Raw genomic sequence first — 21,346 nt, 5'->3', positions numbered from 1 at the left:
CCCTTCTACCTCGTCGCATTCATCGTCCTCGTCCTCATCTCATACGTCCCTGCCTTCACCATCTATTGAGACTGAAATGCAAGACACAAAGAACATCGCATTCGTCGGGTTGGGGTCCATGGGGCTTCCCATGGCCACCAACCTCGTCAACGCCGGATACACCGTCAAAGGCGTGGACACGCGCAAGGAGGCGATGGACGCCCTCGTGACGATCGGCGGGAAACCGGCCGAAAGTCTCAAGGATGCCTGCGGCGACGCTGCTATCCTCGTGCTCATGGTCGTCAATGCGGCCCAGGCACGCACGGTGCTTGTCGATGCCGGCGCGCTTGAGGCCCTGCCGCAGGGTGCGCATGTCTGCCTCATGGCGACATGCCCGCCCGACGAGGTGCAGAAGCTGGCAACGGACGTGGCCAACAGCGGCAAGATCCTCGTCGACGCTCCGGTCTCCGGCGGCGTCGTCGGGGCCAAGGCCGGAACGCTCACGATCATGGTCGGCGCACCGCGTGCGGACTATGACGCGGTGGCGCCGGTGCTGCGCACCATGGGCGACAAGCTCTTTCACTGCGGGCCGGAACAGGGACAGGGCGCCGTCGTCAAGGCGATCAACCAGTTGCTCTGCGGCGTGCATCTTGCCGCTGCCGGAGAAGCGCTTGCCCTTGGCGAGAAGGCGGGCGTCGATACCGCGACGCTGCTCGAGATCGTCTCAGGCTCGGCCGCCTCCAGCTGGATGCTGAAGGATCGCGGGCCGCGCATGCTGATGGAGCACCCGCCGGTCACCAGCGCGGTCGACATCTTCGTGAAGGATCTCGGCATCGCCCTTGCCGCCGGGCGCTCGGTCAGCATGGGCCTGCCGCTTGCCGCCGCAGCCCACCAGATGTTCCTCGGCGAGAGCGGCGCCGGCAACGGGTTTCTCGACGACAGCCAGGTCATCGCCGCCTACCGGCGCCTGAACGGCATCCCTTGACACCGGCTGCGCGCAGGCCGCATTGAAATGCGACTGCGCGCATTCCTCCACATTTGGCGTCGGGATCGGCGCAGCGGGAGGACCAGATGGCGATCAGCCCCAACCTCAATTCGCTGGCCTATTTCGAGGCAGTCGCCCGAACTGGCAGGGTGTCGCTCGCCGCCGAAGAGCTCGGCGTGTCGGCCGCTGCCGTCAGCCAGCAGATCAAGCAGCTCGAAGAGCAATGGGGCGTCCGGCTGTTCCGCCGCAAGGACCGCCGGCTCAGCCTGACCATCGATGGAGAAATGCTGTTCCAGACGACGACGACGGCATTTCGCATGATCCGGGAAGCCCGTTCTGCGGTTCTTCGTCAGCGTAACAGCCGGCATCTGACCATGCGCTCCAGCCCGAGTTTCGCCGTCCGCTGGCTGACGCCACGGCTTAAACCGTTTCTGGATGCCAATCCCGACTGGGGCGTGCGGGTCGATGCGACACCGGATTTCTCCGATTTCGAAACCGAGGTGATCGACCTCGACCTGCGTTACGGATCCGGCGCCTGGGAAAACCTTCATACGGAATGCATCATTCACGATCTCGTGCTGCCGATGTGCAGCCCGGAGTATCGCGAGCAACTGCGCGCGCTGAGCGACGACCCGGTGATCCAGATCGCCAATGCGCGCCGCATTCAATCCGTCAAGGCACTCTACCAGTGGGATATCTGGCTGATCGTGCACGGCATCGATCCGTCGACGGAGCATGCGCCGCTGCGCTTCGACCGATCGAACATGGCCATCCAGCTTGCCAGGGATGGCGCCGGGGTCGTGCTCGATTCCGTGACGCTCGCCCATGAGGACCTCGAACGGGGCACGCTCGTGCCGCTGAGCACCGCGTTCGACGTGGTGGAATTTCCGGCCTACTGGCTGGTCTGCCCTCCCCGCCATGTCAGCCGTCGTACCGTCAGTGTCTTCGCCGAATGGATCCGGACGGAGGCCAGGACGTTTGATGCTTCCATCAGGCAAACGCTGTCGGACCTCGGATGCAGCTTTCGTCCTGCCCGTGACCAGGAACCTGGCCTGAGATAGCGCTGCCTGCGGAAATCGAGGGACAACGCAACCTTAATTTCCAAGCACCTCCAAACACTTCCGCCTTTGCTCGAAAGGCGGAAGTGCGGCCAGATCGTTACGCGCTCTTACGGGCACTGTTTTCGAAGCTCACGCCGTCGAGCTTCTTGATCAGCACGGTGCGATCCTCGATGGATTTCAGCCGGACCGTCAGGGCCATGCTCTTGATCGGCACCTGCGGCGGCAGCGACAGGGCGATGCCCGGAATATTCTCGGCTGCCCACTGCCTGAAACGCGGCAGCTTGTTCGGGCCGCTGATGGGGAAAGTATGACTGTATCGGAAGCTCATTGCTGGTTCTTTCTGAATAGAACAACGACCCGGCGCATCAAGGGGCCGGTGTTGCTCCGAAGGGTTCCATTCGGGATCGCAAAAACGCCTGGCACCACTCTTGCCGTCGCAGGTAGTGACGCCAGGCAATCAGCGTCCGGCGCTGACCCTGTGGATAGGAAAGGCAGGCAGCCGCCGAGGGCGGCGCTTGAACACCGGCAGGAACATCGGGACGGTTTTCAGCATTCCATCGCGGGCCGTCTGCCGAACGGCAACATCCGCCCGCCTGCGCTGATGAATGGCTCCAGGCGGTCCGGTGCTGTGGCGGCAAGCGCCCGAACGAATACGGCGAGTTCGACATCGTCGAGCGCATCGGCCGCTGCGTCCAGAGAAAACCACCGCCGCTGCCTTTGCCCCTTTTCCCGCCAATGGCTGAGCGTGCCGCGCACATTCATGCCGAACACCGCGACGCGGCAGGGAACCTGCGAACCATCATCCAGCAACTTCAGGTATCGATAGGACGTCATCGGTGTCGACGAGATATCGCCGACAATCCCCGCCTCCTCGAAGGCTTCCCGTGATGCGGCGACGAAGGCAGGATATCCCTTCACCATCCACCCCTTGGGCACGATCCACCGCCCCCGCTCCCGCGAGGTGATGAGCAAGATCTTCGCCTCGCCATTCTTCCGGATTCGCCAGGGAAGAACACCGACTTGCTGCAACTCGTCCTGCCCGCCGGCCTCCAAGGCACGATCACTGGTCATTCCTGGTCTCATCGCCCGGTGCCCTCCTCGAAAAGGGAGGAGGCGAACCGACTGGTACCCCTTTCTCGCAGGATGCGGGAGAAGGGACGGGCGCCGGTGGTGAAGATCGGCGCCTCGCACCAGGGGCAACGACGTGCGGCGACAGGAAGACGACGGCTGCAGGTATTGCAGACCGGATGGGACCGAAACCGGGACATGGATACGCTCCAACGATGCGCCGTGGAAGGCGCAGCATAAACCGCACTGTTTGCGAGTGAGGTTCCCGGAGCGGCGGGGTCTGTGGCGGCGTTACAGGATCAAAGCCGCGCGCTCCGGGATACGGCGCGTGCTTGCTCGATGTGCCTCGATGTCCTGTTCAACATGTCCATGGCCCTCATGTGGGCCGCGAGTATGGCGAATTCAAGCCCTTATTGTTCGTCGGATAACTTCCCGTCTTGCGACTCCGTATGAGCGCAATTTGTCGGTGACGACGCGCTTCGACGAAAGCGCAACCAACCTGTCGTGAGGTGATTGAGCATGAGGCGGCTGCAATGTCGATCATCGTCTCTTGTGTGTGTATACACGATACGCATGATCCCTGCGGAGCCGGCTATTGCGTCCGGCCTGATGTCGCGCAAGTCGGTAGAATCCTCGCTGGAGGCGGACCCAGGCGGCGCCCCATGGCCGCAGGAACTCCAATAAGCAGTGCTCCTCGGTGGGAAATCGCACGGCAGTTGCCGCCGATCAGCATCGTTCACTCCCTTCGATCAACGCGCGCAGGCGGCTGACTGCCGCCTCGGGCGCGGTCAGCACAGGGATATTGACGGCACGTCGAACCGCCTGCGCGGCACGTGTCGTCGAGAAGTGCGCCAGCATGATCGCGTCGCAGTCGACAAGATCGCGTGCAGCTTGTGCCACGCGCCGGTCGTGATCCTCGCGGTCGCCACGGCGCAGGCTTTCGATTGCGCCCTCCGCAAGGACCGTTTCCAGTCGTGCGGAGCGGTCCATCTCGGCGGCGAAGGCGGCAAACTCGCTTTCCATCGTGGATACCGCCGGCGCGAAAGTCGCCACCATGCCGATGCGTCCCCCGCGCGTCAGCGCGTCCCGAAACATCGCCTCGTTCGGCATCAGCACGGGAACCGTCACCTGCGAGGCGAGTTGGCGGATCGCGGGGCCGAACGCCGAGCAGGTGATGAGGATCCCGTCGGCGCCGCCTGCGACCGCCTGCTTGCCCAGCGCGGTGAAACGGCAGACGAGGCCCTGAGACAATCCGCCCACCTCCCTCGCCCGATCGATGGATAGGCTCTCGTCGAGAATGTTCACCGCCTCCGCTTCCGGCCAGAGAGCCCGCATGGCGCCCTGGACCGGCTCCATGGCCACCGGCGTGGCATGGAAGAGGAAGATGCGGGGCGCACCGTCAGGCATCGACCTTTGCCTTCGAAGTCTGTTCGGACAGGAATGCCCGGTCCTGAAGCCGGCGAATTTCCCATAGCTGCGAACCCTGCGGCTCCTCGACCATGTCGTAGGTGATGAGCGTTCCGACAGGAATATCCATTTTGGCGCGGTTTCCGGTCAGCAGGTGGGCGCAGGCCGGGTTGCCGGGCGCGACCGGTACCGCCGGAATGATGCGCGCCGTCATCATCGGATTGTGATCGTTGCCGAAGGTTTCCCCTGCCCTGATATCCCGGGCCGCCACCTTGGCGAGATCGTAGCGGGGCCGGTAATCGTCCGAACCGGTATCTATCCCCAGGAGGCCCGCCATCAGCAGGGACGTCGCGGTCTCCACGCCGCACAGGTGGTAGGGACGGTAGATGACGGTCGCCGTTTCGTCATAGTTCGGGATCTGGCCCTTCGTCGTCAGAATGTGGTTCGAATAGGCGTTGTCGCAGCGCACCACCAGGAAGACGCCGCCACCGAGACCGGACTCGTCGGGCCTGCGCAGGCAGGTCGCAAGGTCGATCGTATCGCCGCGCTCGAACAGGCCGCCATTCACCGCTTCGCAATAGGCGACGGGGATCTCGGTAATGCGCAGCGGGGCGTGGATGAGGGTGTCTACCGCCGGCGTCATTCCGGTGTAGTTGGCTGCAACGGTAATCTCGCAAAGATCATAGGCGCCGGGCTGCGGCAGCCGTGCCAGGATCTCCTTGCGGCGAGCGACGAATTCTGCGGCCTGCCCTTCAGGGATCATGGCAAGCCACTTGCGATCTTCTTCCGAGACGGAGATGGACGCGACGTTGGGCGCATGGATCTTCTTGTCCGTCTTGATCGTGACCGTGCCCTTGGCCTCGTCATAGACGAATTCGCCATCGGTGGCCTTGCCGCCGGACAAGACGGTCAGGCCCACCGACTTCGCCCATTCGTAGAACTGGATGAGAAGACCATGCTGATCGCCGTCGACAGGCGTGTAGACGACGCCGGCATCCTGTGCGAGTCGCTTCAGCATCGGTCCGACGGCGACGTCGCAATCCTTGGTGACCATGGCGACATGCTTGCCCGCATTGATCGCCTGCACGGCATATCTGACACTTGCCTCCGGCACGCCGCTGCTCTCGCAGACAACCTGCACGGCCGGTATGCGGCCGACGATCTCCGGACGATCGGTGTAGACGAAGCGACCCTCGGCGATGTGCAACTGGGCTTCCTCGGCCGTCTCGGCATAGGCGACACGGGCCATCTCATAGCCGCCCTTTTCATAGGCGCCGCGCGCGGCATCGGTGGAGATATCGGCCACCACTACGACGTTCAGCCGCGGTGTGCGGGGTGCCTGGGTCACAATGGCGGTACCGTAGTTTCCAGCACCGATAATCCCGACATTGACTTCTCCGGCTTTTGCGAAGCCGGAATAGATGTGATGGTAAACCATTGATATTTCTTCCCTTCATAGAATATCGCCAAGGCCTTCAGACTGGAACTGAGGCCGAGTTTCCACACGCGGCGGTCCGGCACTCGCCGTCGCGTCGTCATGCAGGTTCATGTCTGCAAACAGAGGAGGCATCGGCCGCCTGAACGTCGCTCCCGGCGGACGCTGGACGGCACCGTTGCGTCCTATTTCGCGATGGCCGCCGCCCGTCTCCTGGTCCGCTGCGAGACCAGCCAGGGCGAGACGAGAAGCACTATGGTCACGACGATGATGCCGATTGCGATCGGGCTACGGAAGAAGACCGACAGGTCGCCATCCGACGCGACGAGCGTGCGACGGATGCCGCGCTCCAGGATCGGTCCGAGGATCATGCCCAGAACGAGTGGCACGGGCGGATAGTCCAGCTTCATCATCAGGTAGCCGAGAAGCCCGAAGCCGATGACGAGAACCACTTCGAACATCGAGTTGTTGATGCCGTAGATGCCGAAGGCGATGATGGCGATCACGGCCGGAAACAGGTAGCTCGGGCGAACGAATGCGCAACTCGCAAGGACCGGCGTCAACAGGATCGTGATGGCGACGAGCGCGAGATTGCCGATGTAGAAGCTGCCGAAGATCGTCCAGACGAATTCCGACTGCGTCTGGAACAGCATCGGCCCCGGCTGCAGTCCTATCATCAGGAGGCCGCCCATGAGCACCGCCGTGGTCCCCGATCCCGGAATGCCGAGGGCGAACATCGGGATCATGTTGCCGTAGGCAGCGCTGTTGTTGGCGGCCTCGGGCGCAGCGACACCTTCCATGGCACCATTGCCGAACCGCTCGGGATGCTTCGACGTTCGCTTGGCGAAGGCGTAGGAGATCATCGTGGCCGCGGTCGCTCCCGCACCGGGAAGGATGCCGACGAAGAAGCCGATCAGCGAACCCGAACCAAGCTCGCGCCAGCATTGCAGCGTGCTGCGCACATCCGGAAGCAGTTCACGGAAGCGAAATCGACCGGTGTCGTCGTGCGCGCCCGTGGACGGGGGCGTGGCGTACATTTCCGCCAGGCCGAAGAGGCCGACGGCGATGATCGAGAATTCGATGCCGTCGAACAGACGCACCTCGCCAAAATCGAAACGCGGCAGCCCGACCATCGGGTCGAGGCCGATCGTGCCGATGAAGAGGCCGAGGAATAGCGAGATCATGGCCTTGTTCAGGTCGCGTCCGCCAAGCACGCTCACCAGCGACAGGGAGAAGATCATCAGCGCTGTCATCTCTATCGGGCCGAAGGCGATGGCGGCTTTCGCGATCGTGGTGGCGAAGGTCGTCAGCAGGGCCAGGCCGATCAGGCCGCCGATGAAGGAAGCGGCGATGCTCAGCCCCAGCGCCGCGCCGGCCTTGCCGTTGCGCGCCAGCTTGTGCCCGTCGATGACGGTCATGGTGGCCGAGGCATCGCCGGGGATGCCGAGAAGAATAGCCGTTACCGCGCCGCCATACTGGGCGCCGTAATAGACCGCGCCAAGCGCCGCGATCGCGGCGGTCCCGTCAAAACTGACGGCCACCGGCAAGAGGATGGCCACACCGGCCGTTGGTCCCAGGCCGGGCAGCGCACCGATGAACAGGCCGATGACTGCACCGACCATGATCGCGGCGAGGACGGTCGGTTGCGACGCGGCGGCCAACCCTTGAGCAAGCAATTGCCAAGATTCAAACATGATGATTTCTCTTTGCGCAGATCACAGCAGCGGCATTGCCAGGACGAGGCCGAAGACGAGGTAGAGGACCCCAGCCATCGCCACGGCGATTGCACCCACCGCCATGAGGGAGCGGATGTCCCGGGCGCCGAAGATGGCGCCGATGGCGACCATCAGCAGCACCGCGGCCGCGATCATTCCGATGAAACCCGAGAGGACGACGAAGCCGCCGATCGCCAGGCTGACCAGCCCGACCCGCGCCACTTCCATCCTGTCGACGGCGCCAGCCAGGCCGGACTGCCGGAGCACCTTGATGAAGTTGAGGGCGGAAAAGAGCGCCAGCCCGCCGCCGATCCAGAACGGGAAGAAGCCGGCGGCCGGGACGCTTCCGTCCTGGTATCCGTAGTTCATGCCCTGCGAGACGATATAAATGCCGAGCAGGGTCAGGATGGCCGACAGGCCAAGGTCGAAGGTTCTTAGGGGTATCACTGCTGTCTCTCCTGGGCTCACGGCGTCCGACGCCGGCCGATGGGCGGCCCCCTGCGGGGGCCGCCGACCTCACTTGATGAGCTCGAGTTCGCGCATCAGCGCTTCGTAGCGCGCGGAGGTGGCGACGATCTCCTCTCCGAATTCCTTGCTGTTGAGGAACAGGGGAATCTCATTGAAACGATCGACATATTGCGCGCGCCATTCCGGGCTCTCGGCGACGGTCTTCAGGACACCTTCCCAATAGGTCACGGCCTCGGCGGGAACATCCTTCGGCATGATGATGCCGCGAAGCTGGGTGTGCACGATGTCGTGGCCAAGCTCGGAAAAACTCGGCACGTCCGGGAGCGACGTCATGCGCTCGGCGGAGGTGACCGCCAGTGCCCGCATCGTTCCGGCATTCACCTGCTCGAGGATCTCGTTGGGGTTGCCGAAGAGAAGGTCGAGATGCTTGCCGAGCACGGCCGCCATGACCTCGCCCTCGCCGTCGAAGGGAACGACCTTGATCGAGGCGCCCAATTCCTTGTTGAGGAGATGGGCCAACAGGGCGGGATCGGAGACGGCGCCGGCCGTGCCGATCGTCAGGCCCGTCGCCGCCTTGATGTCGTCGATCGTCTTGATGTCGGAGTCCGCGGTGACGGCAAGAATGTAAGGCGAGCGTGCGATGGCCGCGAGCGGCGTGAAATCGCGGTGGCTCAACGGCATCTTGCCCAGAAGCGGCGTTGTGAAGAAACTGACGCCGACCCCGCCGAGATAGTAGGGATTGCCCTTCTGCGCGTTGATGAACGAGTAGCCGATGGCGCCCGAGCCTCCCGGCCGGTTCTCGACCAGCATCTTCACCGGAATGAGCTTCTTGTCGTCGATCACCTTGGCCATGGTGCGGGCGATGATGTCGCTGCCGCCGCCGACGCCGAAGGCGACGACGTAGTTCATCGTCTCAGCGGGATAGTCCTGCGCCTGCGCCGTCACGGGCAGCATCGGCTGAAGCGCAAGCAGGGCTGCACCGCAGGCCAGCAGCGCCCGACGCTTCAGTCCGTTGCGGGTCTTAAGTCTTTCCATTGTCTTTCCTCCCAAAATGTCTGTCGCCCGGCAGGTAGCCATGATCAGGTGGATGCCTTCAGGCATCGCACAGCCTTCGCCGGATGCGAGATTTCGTCGCCATGACTTATGACACGGTCCGCAATTTCGGTTTCGATCAGGGCGCCTCCGCCGGTGTCGGCAATCCCTTCCCGATTGCGACACCCAAAGTCTGGACCTGGACAGGGTGGCGGTTCAAGTATAATAATGATACCGATTGGTCATCTTAACGCACCAATGGAATAGCCATGGAGATCGTCAACGACATCAATCTCAGACTGCTCCAGACCTTTCTCGTAGTCGCGAGCGAAGGCAGCTTCCGCCTTGCCGCGGACAAGCTCAATCGCGCGCATTCGGCCATCAGCATTCAGATCAGGCAGCTTGAGGAACAGCTTCAGGTCAGGCTTTTCGAACGCACGACGCGCAGCGTGCGGTTGACCGAGGAAGGTGCAAAACTGCGGGAGAGCCTGCGCAAGGCGCATTTCGAAATCCTGCATGGACTGCGGGAAATCCGGGAGGCGGCCGATCTCAAGCGTGGCCAGCTTTCACTCGCCAGTTCGTCGCATCTCGCCTCAATTCATCTGCCGCCGATCCTGACGGAATTCGTACGGCAGTTTCCCGAGATCGCGGTCACCATCCGCGAGCTGACGTCGACCGACCTCTATGAGGCGCTGCGAAAGCAGGAGGTCGATTTTGCGATTGGTCCACATGCCGAAGACCGTGCATTCGATTTCAGCCCGATCCTCGTGGAACCGCTTCACGCCCTGGTCCATCCGCGTTTCATAGCGGAGCCGCGCGACAGCGTGACCTGGCGCGAGATCTCGCAGTATCCAATCCTTCTGCCCGCCCCGCAGACGGCCATGCGCCGGATCGTGGACCGCGTTCTCCGCGAGAACGGACTGGAAACCACGAGCCGGTATCAGTTCATACAGGCCGAGACCATCATCGCGATGGCCGAGGCCGGTCTGGGGGTCGCCATTCAGCCGAGCACCCGACTGGAGAAGCAGCCACTCGCCAATGCCCGGACGATGACGCTGACCGATCCCCACATCCGCCGCGCCATGTCACTCATTAGGATGCGCAACCGGCAGCTTTCCCCGGCGGCCCGTTATCTCGCGGACAAGATCATCAGCGAGGTTCGACGGGTCAGCAGCTATGCCCTCGACGAGCCGTTCTTTGTTTCCTAGCGGCAATCCCTACGCTCGCCTTGGCGGGGAGTGATCAGAGTTGGATAAGCCCGGCCGCCAGAGCGTGTTGCTCTCCGGTGGCCGGGTTGCCGTGCATCAACCGAGATGATGCCGTTCCTGCAGTCCGTAGACCGGCGTCGCGATTCCTTCTTTTCGTGCCTTCAACTGCAGCGCCAGATATTGCGAGTAGTGCCGCGACTGGTGCAGGTTGCCGCCGTGGAACCACAGCGCCTCCTGCTGTGTCGGCTTCCACATGTTGCGTTGCTCGCCTTCCCAGGGCCCGGGGTCCTTCGGTGTGTCCGACCCCAGCCCCCAGCATTTGCCGACCTTGTCTGCGACCTCTCTTGAAATCAGGTCGGCGGCCCAGCCATTCATCGAGCCGTAGCCCGTCGCGTACACGACGAGATCGGCCGGCAGCGCCGTCCCGTCCTTCAGGACCACCGCGTTTTCCGTCAGGCGTTCGACGTCGGAGCCGGATTTCAGCTTGATCGAACCGTCGATGATGAGGTCGCAGGCCCCGACATCGATGTAGTAGCCCGAGCCGCGACGGAGGTACTTCATGAAGAGCCCGGAGCCGTCTGCACCCCAGTCGAGCATGAAGCCGGCCTTCTCCAGCGCGTCATAGAAGGCAGCGTCGCGGTCGCGCATCTTTTCGTAGAGGGGGGTCTGGAACTCGTGCATGATCCGGTAGGGGAGCGAGGCGAAGATCAGGTCGGCCTTGCGCGTCGTCATGCCTGCCGCCACGGCCCGCTCGGAATAGAGGTCGCCGAGACCGACATCCATCAGCGTGTCGGAGCGGACGATGTGCGTCGAGGAACGCTGGACCATGGTGACGTCGGCGCCGCCTTCCCACAGCGCGGCACAGATGTCATGCGCCGAATTGTTGGAGCCGATGACCACGACCTTCTTGCCCTTGTAGGCGTCAGGGCCCGGATGCTGCGAGGAATGCTGCTGCTCGCCCTTGAACAGGTCCTGTCCCGGAAATTTCGGAATGTTGGCCTTGCCGGACATCCCGGTCGCCAGCACCAGTTGCTGCGGCCGGAGCACCACTTCCTTGCCGTCACGCTCGACGACGACCGTCCATTCCTTCTTCGTCTCGTCGTAGGAGGCGGACTTGCAGGCGGTCGAACTCCAGTAGTTGAGTTCCATGACCTTGGTATACATCTCCAGCCAGTCGCCGATCTTGTCCTTCGGCGCGAAGACCGGCCAGTTCTCCGGGAACGGAATGTAGGGAAGGTGGTCGTACCAGACGGGGTCGTGCAGGCAGAGCGACTTGTAGCGTTTGCGCCAGCTGTCGCCCGGTCGTTCGTTCTTCTCGATGATGATCGTCGGCACGCCGAGCTGGCGCAGGCGGGCGCCGAGCGCGATGCCGCCCTGTCCGCCGCCGATGATCACCACGTTGGGCTGCGTGCCATAACCGAGCTCCGACGTCTCCTGTTCGCGCTTTTCCTTCCAGGTCCTGCGCGCCTTGCCATGCCCATGTTCGGCGCCGAGCGGCCGGCGGATCCCCTTGGGTTCCTCATGTCCCTTCAGTTCGGTCATGGTGGTGAGAAGCGTCCAGACGAGGCCATCCTTCAGCCGAATATGGCCGTATCCGCGTCCGACGTCGGTCTCGAACTCGAACCAGCCCTGGGTAATGCCGTCGCCGTCGCTGGCAGGCTCGCCCGTATCCTGATGGAAATGGCGCGGCTTGATGGCAGCCAGCTGTCTTGTCAGCATGTCGCGGATCTGGTCCCGGCCCTCCATGGTCTTTAGGTTCCAGGTGAAGGTGACCAGGTCGCGCCAGTAGCAATCGGCCTGGAACAGGTTCACCGCGGCGTCTATGTCGCCGGTCTCCAATGCCTTGCCCAGTTTTGCGAGTACATTGTCGATCTTCGTGCCGGGGCTGTCGTCAAGCATGTGATCTCCTCCATTTTGCTGGCATTTGTCGATGGGGCCTGCCGGAACTCCTCCTCCGGCGGTCCTCCGACAACAAAGGCAGCAAGCGACGTGCCACGGCGGCAGCGCCGGAAAACACAGCAATTTCAGGGGCGAAATCGAACTGTGATGTGGCGCGGGCCGAAAAAGCGCCACGCCTGTGGCGCCACAGGCGTGGCATCAGTGCTTGGGCGCGATCCCGTAGCGCCTGATCTGGCGATGTACGGTGGAGCGGTCGACGCCCAGCCGGCGCGCCGCCTCCGAGACGTTCCAGTTGCAGGCGGAAAGCAGCTGCCGCAGTTCGCCGCCGGCGTCGTCTGCCATACCGACGCCGGAAGGCGCGCCGGGCAAGATTTCCGGCAGATCGGAGGGCTCGATGACGTCGCCTTCGCTGATGGCGACTGCGACCGCCAGAACGTTGTCGAGTTCGCGGATGTTGCCCGGCCAGTCATGGCGTTTGAGCAGATCGAGCGCAAGCGGCGACAGCACCGGCACGTTGCCATCCTTCGCGTGCCGCTCGAGGATGCGAGCCATGATCCATTCGAAATCCGTCCGTTCGCGCAGTGGAGGCAATGCGAGCGTCGCAGCATTGAGCCGATAGAACAGGTCCTGCCGGAACCGTCCCTCCGCGACGAGTTCGTGCAGCGGCCGGTGGGAGGCCGATACGATGCGGATGTCGACGGGGCGCGGCTCATGGCCGCCGATCGGCAGCACTTCCTTCTCGGCGAGAACGCGCAGGAGCCGGCTCTGCAAGGCAAGCGGCATGTCGCCGATCTCGTCGAGGAAGAGCGTTCCGCCCTCGGCCTGCTCGACAAGGCCTTTGCGTCCTTTCGCCGAAGCGCCCGTGAAGGCCCCAGGCATGTATCCGAACAGCTCGCTCTCGATCAGTTGCTCGGGAATGGCTGCACAGTTGATCGCGACGAAGGCGCCTTTCAGGCCGCTGCCCTCATGGATCGCGCGCGCAAGGTGCTCCTTGCCCGATCCGGTTTCTCCCTGGATCAGCACCGGCAGCGCCGTTCGGGCGAGCTTGGCGACTTTTGCCTGCAAAGCAACGATCTCCGGTGTGTCGCCGCCGAGCCGGCGGATCGGCCGGGGGATATCACCGCGCACCCAGGCGGAGGCGCGACGCTGGACCTGCGGTTCGATCGCATGGGCGAACAGCGCGTTACCGTCCCGGGCGAAGACCAGCCGGTCCTGCGTCGGCCGGCGCCGGGTCAACTCGGACAGGCCGTCGACTTCAAGGTTCAGAAACGTCGACACGGGCTGCCCGATCAGGCTCGCCGGCGTGCGCCAGTCCGCACCGGCCGCCCGGGCGAGGATCTGCGCCCCTCCATGCGTCATGCCGATGATGCGGCCGCTGCCATCGATCGATATCGCCGCTTCCGGATCGACATCCAGGAATTCAGGCGAACGCGAGAAGCGCAAAACCCATTCGTGGCGCGTCTGGGCCATCAGGTTCGCAAGTTCGATCCGCCGTACCGTCGCGCCGACGAGATGGCGCGCCAGGTTCTGGCTCGCCTTGAGGATCGGCGAACTTAAAAGGGAGATGTCGAGAACGGCCGCAAGTTCGCCCGTCGTGTCGTAGATCGGAGCCGCGGTGCAGGAGAGCGGCGTGTGGGTGTTGTCGAAATGATCGGTCTGATGGATCGTCAATGCCTCGCCGGTTTCGATGCAGGCGCCGACCGCGCAGGTTCCCGCCCGACTCTCGGACCACTCGGAGCCGAGGTAGAGCCCGGCCTTGCGCAGGTTGTTGTCGAACAGCGGATCGCCGAGAAACTCGACCGTGACGCCCTTGCGATCGGAGAGAAGCAGCACGTAGTTCTGCCCGGCCACCTGATGAAACAGATGCTCCAGCCCCGACCGGGCGATCCGTATCAGATCCTCGGATCGTTGCCGGTGCTCCCGCAAGCGCGCCTCAGGCAGGATGAAGGCTTCGCAGGCATGGGTGGGATCGAGACGATGCTGGTCGAGGCAGCGCAGCCACGATTGCACGACGATGTCGTCGCGCCCGGTCGACAGCCCGCGACTGACCCGTTCGATTTCACGGATATGCTCCGAATGCGAGAACATGCAGCTTCAAGGCCGCGTTTGGCGCGTCCCCTCCTCCATTCCTCCGTGCGAATAGTTAACCGATCGGGTTTCGATGTAAAGCTGCGACGTCACCGCCTGTCGCGGATGCCTGGCCGACGGCTTGGCTGGCATGAGTTTCCTCCTGCCCCGATCGGCGGTCACGAGGTCCTGCAAGGGGCAAACGAACTCGACCTGCGACAGCATTCCGTTCCCGGCCGCTCGCGTTTCTGGTTGACTCCAGGTCTCCCGAATGAGAACATAAAGTGAACATTATGGAGCTCTCGATATGGCCGATACCGACAAAGTCATCGCGCAAGCCCTCGCCGCGGTCGCAGCCTCAAAGGCGCTTCGTGAACGTCTCCTTGCCCGTCGTGCCGAGGCGCAGAAGCGCCTGGAGGCACCGCCGCGTCCCGTCTACGTTCGGCGCAAGGCCGGCACCCAACTCCGCCTGCCCCTCCAATGAGCGCCGCCACTTCCGAGGGGCCGCCTCCGTTGGACGAGGCGGTCGCGATCCTTGAATTGCACAACGGCAACGCACTGGAAGCGATCCGATCTCTGCTGGCCGAGCGCGATGCCGTGGAAGAGAAACTCAGGGCCACGGCGATCGCGATGGGACATGGCTTTGATCGTGGCTGGCGAACGCGCCGACCCGGCAGTTTCACCGGTGAGGGGTAGTGCGCAGCACCACGGCATGGCGATGCGGGAAGAGATCTCAGTGGATGCCACAGTTTCCCGACGCCGCTTGGGACAGGATGCGGTTCCAGGTGACGTTCCCGTGACCGGTCCGACTCGCATAGATGGCAACGATTTCCGTGCGATTTTCCTACTCTATGCAGCGTCGGGCGATACCGCCCGATTCCGGACCGGCGTCCGTCCTGATGGCTGGTCCCCGATGCGCCTCAGGTGAAGCTGTTGCGGTAGAGGTCGTTGAGGTCGGCGATCACGGTTTCGGCCGCTTCTGCGGACTTGAGGCCGGCGCTGATGCGTTCGGATGCCGCCGCCTGGAACGGCATGTAGCCGTCGTGGCGGGGGCGGAGATAGGAGCCCTCGAGCGTCGCGCGGGTCTTTTTGTAGAAGTCCCAGGCGGGAGCGTTCACGCCATCATCCTCCCAGGCGGCCGCGTGGCCGGGCTGCCCGCCTGCCGCCGCATAGGGGCCGCGCTGCGCATCCGCAGCCGAGATCCAGTAGGCGAAATCGATCGCTGATTCCGGATGCTTCGTATAGGCGGAGACCGCAATGCCGGTTCCTCCGAGCGTTCCCCCGACCGGTCCGTTCGTCCCCGCGGCCGGAATATCGGCAAAATCCAGCCGCCTGTCGCGGAAACCTTCCAGGGCATAGCTGACGTAGCCATAGGTGTAGGGAATGCAGGCGATCCTGCCGTCCGCCATCGCTTCCGACGCCTGGATCGGATCCATGTCGAAGCAGGCGGGATCCAGATGGGCGACAAGCTCCTTCAGCAGATCGTAGACGCGTGCACCGGCAGCGGCATCGATCAGATCGCCCGACACGGTCGAGCACGGCCGGCCGGTGTTCGCAGCCAGCGTGTAGAACGTCATCAGCGCATGGGGCGCGCGAAGCGGCAGCAGGACACGTCCTTCGCGGGCGAGATCGACGACCTCCTCCCAGCGCCTCGGTGCGCGAGCGGCGAGATCCGGCCGGAAAGCCTGCACCTGCGTTGCCGCATCGATCGGGAACGCCCACTGGCGCCCCTGCCAGAAATAGCTGCGGTAGGACGGGCCGACCGAGGCGTCGCCAAGGGCTTCCCGCTCCGCCTCCCTGCCCTCGACATCGAGCGGCAGCAGGCAATTCTCCTGCGTCACCTGCCCCACATGAGGATGATCGATGACGATCAGGTCGTAGGCGCGGGCCAGTTCGTCGACCGGGAAGCTCTCGAAGTCCTGAAGCGAGCGCTTCTCCCAGACGATTTCGATCCCCGTCTTCTCTTTGTAGACCTCGGAGCAGCGCACCATCGGGTCGTAGCCGCGCGGATGGCTCCAGGTCATGCCTTTCAATGTCACGGTCATGGTCGCAACTCTTGTCTCTTGTCGCGTGTTCGGGAACGGGTTGTCGTCAACGCCGGTGGAAGACCGGTGCGCGCTTCTCCTTGAAGGCGGCGCGGCCTTCCAGGGCATCCGCCGTTGCAAAGCAGATCGTCTGCAGGTCGCGCTCGTATTCGATCGCCTTCTCCTGCGGCATGGCATGGGCGGCGCGGAGGTTGAGCTTGGCAGTCTCGGCGGCGATCGGCGCACGCGAAGCGATCGTCTCGGCGATGCCGCGGGCCCGTGCCGTCAACGCGGCCTGCGGGACGACCTCGCTGACGAGGCCCCAGGCGAGCGCTTTGTCGGCCGACACGGCATCGCCGGTCATCAGCATCAGCGCCGCGTTGGACGCGCCGATCGAATGCGCCAGGAAGGTGGCCATGCCGCCGCCGCCGATCCAGCCGAGCTTGATCTCCGGCGCCGCGAACTGGGCGTTTTCGGAGGCGATGCGGATATCGCAGCTCATCGCGGTTTCCAGCCCGCCGCCGAAGGCGTAGCCGTTGACGGCCGCAATCGTCGGCTTCAGGAGCCGCCGCATGGCATCGCAATAGTCGGGCCGGTTGCGAAACTGCCAGGGCGTCTCGTAGCCATCCAGTTCCTTGATATCGGAGCCGGCACAGAACGCCCGGTCGCCGGCGCCGGTGACGATGACGCAGCGGATCGTGTCGCTGGCGTTGACCGTCTTCACCGCTTCGACGATCGCATCGGACATTTCCGGCGTGACGGAGTTGAGTTTCTGCGGCCGGTTCAGCGTGATCGTCGCCACGTGGCCATCGATTGTGAAGACAATGTCGTCCGTCATCGCTCAGAGTTCTCCCTGCGCGACGACACCGGTCGCCAGAAGCTTCTCGATCCGCTCAGGTGCGAAACCGGCTTCCTTCAGGACTTCGCGCGAATGCTGACCGGTCACCGGCGCACCGCGGTCGACGCGGGAGGGCGTCCTGGAGAAGTTGATGGGGAAACCCGGCGTCTTGATGCGGCCTTCCGTCGGATGGTCGTACTCGACGAACGTGCCGTTGTGGCGGATCTGCTCGTCCTTCAGGAGCTCCTCGTATCCGTAGACCGGACCGCACCAGATGTCGGCGGCGCGCAGCAGCGACAGCCACTCGGCGGAAGTCCTGGCCAGCAGCCGCTCGCGCGTGCGGGCGAAGATGTGGTCGCGCTGCGCCCAGCTGTCCGTCTCGTCGTCCATCGTCAGGAAAGACGGCTCGCCGATGATCTCGCCGAATTTGCGGAGCGGCGGGAAGGCCACGATGATGTAGCCGTCGCTGGTGGCGAATGCGCCATAGGGCGCGCGGATGTAGACATGGGCGTGCGGTTCGGCGGAGCGCGCCTGCGGCTTGCCGGCGACGGTGAAGACCGACAGTTCCTGCATCTGGATGTTGGTGATGGCGTCGAGCATGTTCACCTGGACAAGCTGCCCCTCGCCGGTGCGCTCGCGGTGAAGCAGCGCTGCGAGGGCGCCTTCGAAGGCGTTGTAGGCGGCCACGGCATCGACCAGGTACTGGCCGGCGGCCGTGGGCGCTTCGCCTTCCCGTCCCGCCGACAGCATGGCGCCCGACATGCCCTGCAGGATCAGGTCCTGGCCGGGACGGTCGAGATAGGGGCCGCTCTCTCCATAGCCCGACATGGAGACGTAGACGAGGCGCGGATTGAGCTTGGACAGCGTCTCGTAGTCGACGCCGAGACGTGCAGCGACGCCCGGACGGTAGTTCTGCAGGAACACGTCCGCATCCTTGACCAGATCGAGCAGCACCGCCTTGCCTTCCGGCGACTTCAGGTCGATCGCCAGCGAGCGCTTGTTGCGGTTCAGCGAGAGGAACGAGACGTTGATGCGGTTGCCCTTCGCGCCGCCGGCCGAAACATGGCGCTGCCACTCGCCGGTGACGGGTTCAATCTTGACGACATCCGCCCCGAGATCGCCGAGGCGCTGCGCGGCAAAGGGGCCCGCCATGGCGATGGAGCAATCGAGGACGCGATAACCGGAAAGAATACCGGAGCTTTTGGTCATGTCAGTAGATCCTTGGTGCTGACTTCGCAGTCGGTGCTCAATAGAAGAAGTTCGGCAGCCACATCACGATGGGCGACCAGTAGGTGATGATGAGAAGCATGATGCCGAGCGGGATGTAGAAGGGCAGGATCGCCCTGACCATCTGCGAGAAGCGGATCTCGGCGATGTGCTGGCAGATGAACAGGATGACGCCCATCGGCGGCGTGATGGCCCCGATCAGCAGGTTGACGATCATGATGACGCCGAGATGGATCGGGTCGATCCCGAAGGCGGCAGCGAGCGGCAGGAGGGCGGGCGTTGCGATCAGCAGCACAGCGGTGGTCTCGATGAACAGGCCGAAGATCAGCAGCGCGATGTTCACGACCAGCAGGAACACCACCCAGTTCGCACCGATGGCTTCGAAGAAGCCGAGCAGGCCGGAAGCATAGTTGCCGACCGAGATGATCCAGCCGAACGGCACGGCTGCCGCGATGATCAGCGTCAGGATGCCGGAGGTCACCGCGCTCTGGCGGATGTGCATCAGCAGCGACGAGATCGTCAGGTCCTTGGTGATGAAGCCCAGCACGACGGCATAGATGACCGTCAGCGCGCCGAGTTCCGTCGGTGTCGCAAAGCCCAGCAGCATGCCGGCCGTCAGGAAGATCGGGGCGACCAGGGCCGGCAGGGCCTTCCAGAAGGTGATGGCGATTAGCGGAATGCTGGCGCGCGGTTCCGTCGGCGCCTTGACGCGGCCCGTCGCAGCCAGGACCCAGACGAGGATCATCAGCGCCAGACCCATCGTCAGGCCCGGAATGATGCCGGCAAGGAACAGTTTCGTCAGGGAAACCTGCGCGGTCACGGCATAGACCACCATGATCACGCTCGGCGGAATGACGGGGCCGATGATGGCTGAGGCGGCGGTGCAGGCGGCTGCGAACGGCGCACTGTAGCCGTGGTCCTTCATGTGCTTGATCTCGATGGTGCCGAGGCCGGCCGCATCGGCCTGCGCCACGCCGGACATGCCGGCAAAGACCATGCTTCCGAAGATATTGACCTGGGCGAGCCCGCCCTTGATATGGCCGACGAGCGCCACGGCAAAGGCGTAGATCCGGGCAGCGATGCCGGCGCCGTTCAGGATATTGCCGGCAAGCACGAACAACGGAATGGCGATCAGCGGAAAGCTGTCGAGGCCGGAAGCCATGCGCTGGACGACGATCTGGATCGGCATCGGCGTGAAGGTGTCGATATAGGCCAGCGACGACAGGAAGAGCGCAATGGCGACGGGGACCTCGGCCGCGAGGAGGGCCAGGAAGCCTGCAAACAGAATGAATATCGGCACGGGATCAGCTCGCGGTTAGGGGAATGTCTTGCTCTTCGACGGGGAACGGCGCGACGAGCGGCGTCCGGTCCTTGAGCATGATCAGCCGGAACAGGCGCGCGAGGCTCGAAAAGGCCGTCACGAAGGCAAAGTAGAACAGCGGCACGGAATAGAACCAGGAGCGCGGCACATCGATCGGCAGCGCAATCGTCGTGCTCCGGCTTTCGATCCCGATGACGCTCGGCGTGATCCAGGCGAGATAGGCGCAGCCGAGGAAGATGAAGATGTGGCTCAAGATCGCAATCCGGCGAAGCCCCTCTTCGCCGAAATTGGCGCTGAACAGCTCCACCTTGATCAGCTTGCCCTGCTTGGCACCGTAGCTGGCGCCGACGAAGGTGATCCATATGAAAGCATAGACGGCGCCCTCCTCCACCCAGGTGATGGGACGGCCGAAGGCGTACCGCGTGAAGGTCTGGAGCGCTATCGAGGCGATGATGAAGACCATCGCGACGACAAGCGCAGAAATCTCTATGCGGGCGATGATGCGGATCAGGCCCGCAAGATACCCGTCTATTCTATTAGCAAGCATGGATTATACCTTTTCGCGACGTGCGACCCGCCCGGCGGGTGGGAAAGGTGGCCGGCAGCGGCCGGCCACCGGCATCAGATCAGTCCATCGCCTGGATTTCGGCCCAGAGACCCTTCGGCCAGAAGCCTTCGGCTTCGAGCTTCTCCACGGCAACCTCCGAACGCTCGCGAAGCGGCGTCACGTCGATTTCCGTCACCGTCGCCCCGTCGGCGGCCATCTTATCGAGCGTCTCGGCTTGCTCCGCGGTCACCGTTTCCATCTGCCAGATCACCGCATCCTGCGCCGCCTTGGTCAGCAGCTCCTGGATTTCCGGGGTTTGTGACTGGAACCAGGCATCGTTGACTGCGATATGCGCGATGATGCGGACATGGTCCGTGCGGGTGACGTTCTTCGCCGCCTCGTGGAACTTCGCGCCGTAGATCGACGAGATCCCGCCTTCGGCACCCTCGACGACGCCCGTCGACAGGCCCAGGAACGTCTCTCCCCAGGCGACGCGCGCCGGCGCGGTGCCAAGCGTTTCCCACAATGTGAGATAGGTGCGGATCTCGGGAACGCGCATCTTCAGGCCGGCGAGGTCCTTGACGCCCTTGATCGGGCGGCTCGACACCATCACCCGGACCTGCCCGGGTGCGGCGGCCAGAACCCTGATCCCCTGCTCCGCACGGAGCTTTTCGATGGCGTTCTTGTAGCTGTCGCTTTCGATGTAGGCCTGGACATGGGCGTTGTCGCGAAACAGGAAGCCCCAGCTGACGATGTTCAGTTCCGGCACCCAGTTCGAGTAAAAGCTGAAGTCGTCGCCGTAGAACTGTACGGCGCCGCTCATCACCTGCTCGATGACCTGGACGTCGTTGCCGAGCTGTTCGCCGCGGATGAACTCCAGCTTGATCTGGCCTGCGCCGCGTTCATTGACGAGGTCGACAAAATGCTGGTTCTGACGATCGTAGACGCCCTCCAGCGGGTCGGCTCCACCGAATACGGCCGAGACATCGGCCGAGGACGTGCCCGCCATCGCCAGAAACGCAATTGCGGCCAAAAGGCCCCTTCCCATCATTTTCATGCTCTCTC

Annotated in this window: 20 protein-coding genes; 5 read left to right on the top strand and 15 right to left on the bottom strand. The window is 63.7% G+C overall.

Going from position 1 to position 21,346, the window contains the following annotated elements:
• Positions 1-76 precede the first annotated feature (76 nt).
• Positions 77-964 carry an NAD(P)-dependent oxidoreductase gene (locus OCK02_RS21960; protein ID WP_263814874.1) on the top strand — a complete coding sequence of 296 codons (888 nt, stop codon included), beginning with the start codon at positions 77-79 and terminating at the stop codon, positions 962-964.
• Positions 965-1,050: 86 nt separating this feature from the next.
• Positions 1,051-2,025, top strand: a complete 975-nt coding sequence (locus OCK02_RS21955; protein WP_230808824.1) for a LysR family transcriptional regulator — start codon at positions 1,051-1,053, stop codon at positions 2,023-2,025.
• Between the two features lie 97 nt (positions 2,026-2,122).
• Here the strand turns inward: OCK02_RS21955 and OCK02_RS21950 are convergent, their stop codons facing one another.
• From OCK02_RS21950 to OCK02_RS21920, 7 genes are all read right to left on the bottom strand, one after another.
• Positions 2,123-2,353 (bottom strand): hypothetical protein, encoded by a 231-nt coding sequence (locus OCK02_RS21950; RefSeq protein WP_263814873.1) that lies wholly within the window; start codon positions 2,351-2,353, stop codon positions 2,123-2,125.
• Positions 2,354-2,571: 218 nt separating this feature from the next.
• Positions 2,572-3,096, bottom strand: coding sequence for an NUDIX hydrolase (locus OCK02_RS21945; protein ID WP_263814872.1), 525 nt, complete (start codon positions 3,094-3,096; stop codon positions 2,572-2,574).
• 723 nt (positions 3,097-3,819) lie between these two features.
• Complete coding sequence (locus OCK02_RS21940) at positions 3,820-4,500, bottom strand: aspartate/glutamate racemase family protein (protein ID WP_263814871.1); 681 nt, start codon at positions 4,498-4,500, stop codon at positions 3,820-3,822.
• Positions 4,493-5,938 carry an NAD(P)H-dependent oxidoreductase gene (locus OCK02_RS21935; protein ID WP_263814870.1) on the bottom strand — a complete coding sequence of 482 codons (1,446 nt, stop codon included), beginning with the start codon at positions 5,936-5,938 and terminating at the stop codon, positions 4,493-4,495. The genes OCK02_RS21940 and OCK02_RS21935 overlap by 8 nt, the downstream gene beginning before the upstream one ends.
• A gap of 182 nt (positions 5,939-6,120) precedes the next feature.
• Positions 6,121-7,629: a tripartite tricarboxylate transporter permease gene (locus OCK02_RS21930; RefSeq protein WP_263814869.1), complete on the bottom strand. Its 1,509-nt coding sequence runs from the start codon at positions 7,627-7,629 to the stop codon at positions 6,121-6,123.
• Positions 7,630-7,650: 21 nt separating this feature from the next.
• On the bottom strand, positions 7,651-8,097 hold the full coding sequence (locus OCK02_RS21925) for a tripartite tricarboxylate transporter TctB family protein (RefSeq protein WP_263814868.1): 447 nt from the start codon (positions 8,095-8,097) through the stop codon (positions 7,651-7,653).
• A gap of 69 nt (positions 8,098-8,166) precedes the next feature.
• Positions 8,167-9,153: a tripartite tricarboxylate transporter substrate binding protein gene (locus OCK02_RS21920; RefSeq protein WP_263814867.1), complete on the bottom strand. Its 987-nt coding sequence runs from the start codon at positions 9,151-9,153 to the stop codon at positions 8,167-8,169.
• A 266-nt stretch (positions 9,154-9,419) separates the two neighbouring features.
• Between OCK02_RS21920 and OCK02_RS21915 the strand changes: the two genes are divergently transcribed.
• Positions 9,420-10,358, top strand: a complete 939-nt coding sequence (locus OCK02_RS21915) for a LysR family transcriptional regulator (RefSeq protein WP_263814866.1) — start codon at positions 9,420-9,422, stop codon at positions 10,356-10,358.
• A gap of 96 nt (positions 10,359-10,454) precedes the next feature.
• Here the strand turns inward: OCK02_RS21915 and OCK02_RS21910 are convergent, their stop codons facing one another.
• The gene (locus tag OCK02_RS21910; RefSeq protein WP_263814865.1) at positions 10,455-12,257 is read right to left on the bottom strand and encodes an NAD(P)/FAD-dependent oxidoreductase; all 1,803 of its coding nucleotides are present in this window, start codon (positions 12,255-12,257) and stop codon (positions 10,455-10,457) included.
• 198 nt (positions 12,258-12,455) lie between these two features.
• Positions 12,456-14,345, bottom strand: a complete 1,890-nt coding sequence (locus OCK02_RS21905) for a sigma-54-dependent Fis family transcriptional regulator (protein WP_263814864.1) — start codon at positions 14,343-14,345, stop codon at positions 12,456-12,458.
• A gap of 286 nt (positions 14,346-14,631) precedes the next feature.
• Between OCK02_RS21905 and OCK02_RS21900 the strand changes: the two genes are divergently transcribed.
• Positions 14,632-14,808 carry a hypothetical protein gene (locus OCK02_RS21900; protein ID WP_230808835.1) on the top strand — a complete coding sequence of 59 codons (177 nt, stop codon included), beginning with the start codon at positions 14,632-14,634 and terminating at the stop codon, positions 14,806-14,808.
• A 29-nt stretch (positions 14,809-14,837) separates the two neighbouring features.
• Complete coding sequence (locus tag OCK02_RS21895) at positions 14,838-15,020, top strand: hypothetical protein (RefSeq protein WP_230808836.1); 183 nt, start codon at positions 14,838-14,840, stop codon at positions 15,018-15,020.
• Between the two features lie 224 nt (positions 15,021-15,244).
• On the opposite strand, the gene OCK02_RS21890 is transcribed toward OCK02_RS21895, so the two are convergent.
• From OCK02_RS21890 to OCK02_RS21865, 6 genes are all read right to left on the bottom strand, one after another.
• The gene (locus OCK02_RS21890) at positions 15,245-16,369 is read right to left on the bottom strand and encodes an extracellular solute-binding protein (protein ID WP_263814863.1); all 1,125 of its coding nucleotides are present in this window, start codon (positions 16,367-16,369) and stop codon (positions 15,245-15,247) included.
• A 46-nt stretch (positions 16,370-16,415) separates the two neighbouring features.
• Positions 16,416-17,186: an enoyl-CoA hydratase/isomerase family protein gene (locus OCK02_RS21885; protein WP_263814862.1), complete on the bottom strand. Its 771-nt coding sequence runs from the start codon at positions 17,184-17,186 to the stop codon at positions 16,416-16,418.
• A gap of 3 nt (positions 17,187-17,189) precedes the next feature.
• Entirely contained in the window at positions 17,190-18,395 is a 1,206-nt protein-coding gene (locus OCK02_RS21880; RefSeq protein WP_263814861.1) for a CaiB/BaiF CoA transferase family protein, read from the bottom strand.
• A 37-nt stretch (positions 18,396-18,432) separates the two neighbouring features.
• Positions 18,433-19,713: a TRAP transporter large permease gene (locus OCK02_RS21875; protein ID WP_263814860.1), complete on the bottom strand. Its 1,281-nt coding sequence runs from the start codon at positions 19,711-19,713 to the stop codon at positions 18,433-18,435.
• Between the two features lie 4 nt (positions 19,714-19,717).
• Positions 19,718-20,281, bottom strand: coding sequence for a TRAP transporter small permease (locus tag OCK02_RS21870; RefSeq protein WP_263814859.1), 564 nt, complete (start codon positions 20,279-20,281; stop codon positions 19,718-19,720).
• A 79-nt stretch (positions 20,282-20,360) separates the two neighbouring features.
• Positions 20,361-21,338, bottom strand: a complete 978-nt coding sequence (locus OCK02_RS21865) for a TRAP transporter substrate-binding protein (RefSeq protein ID WP_263814858.1) — start codon at positions 21,336-21,338, stop codon at positions 20,361-20,363.
• Positions 21,339-21,346: the final 8 nt, after the last annotated feature.

Origin of the sequence: Rhizobium sp. TRM96647, assembly GCF_025780115.1 — a bacterium.
In the GTDB taxonomy this organism is placed as follows: Bacteria; Pseudomonadota; Alphaproteobacteria; order Rhizobiales; family Rhizobiaceae; genus Mycoplana.
This window is presented reverse-complemented; position numbering and strand designations above follow the sequence as displayed.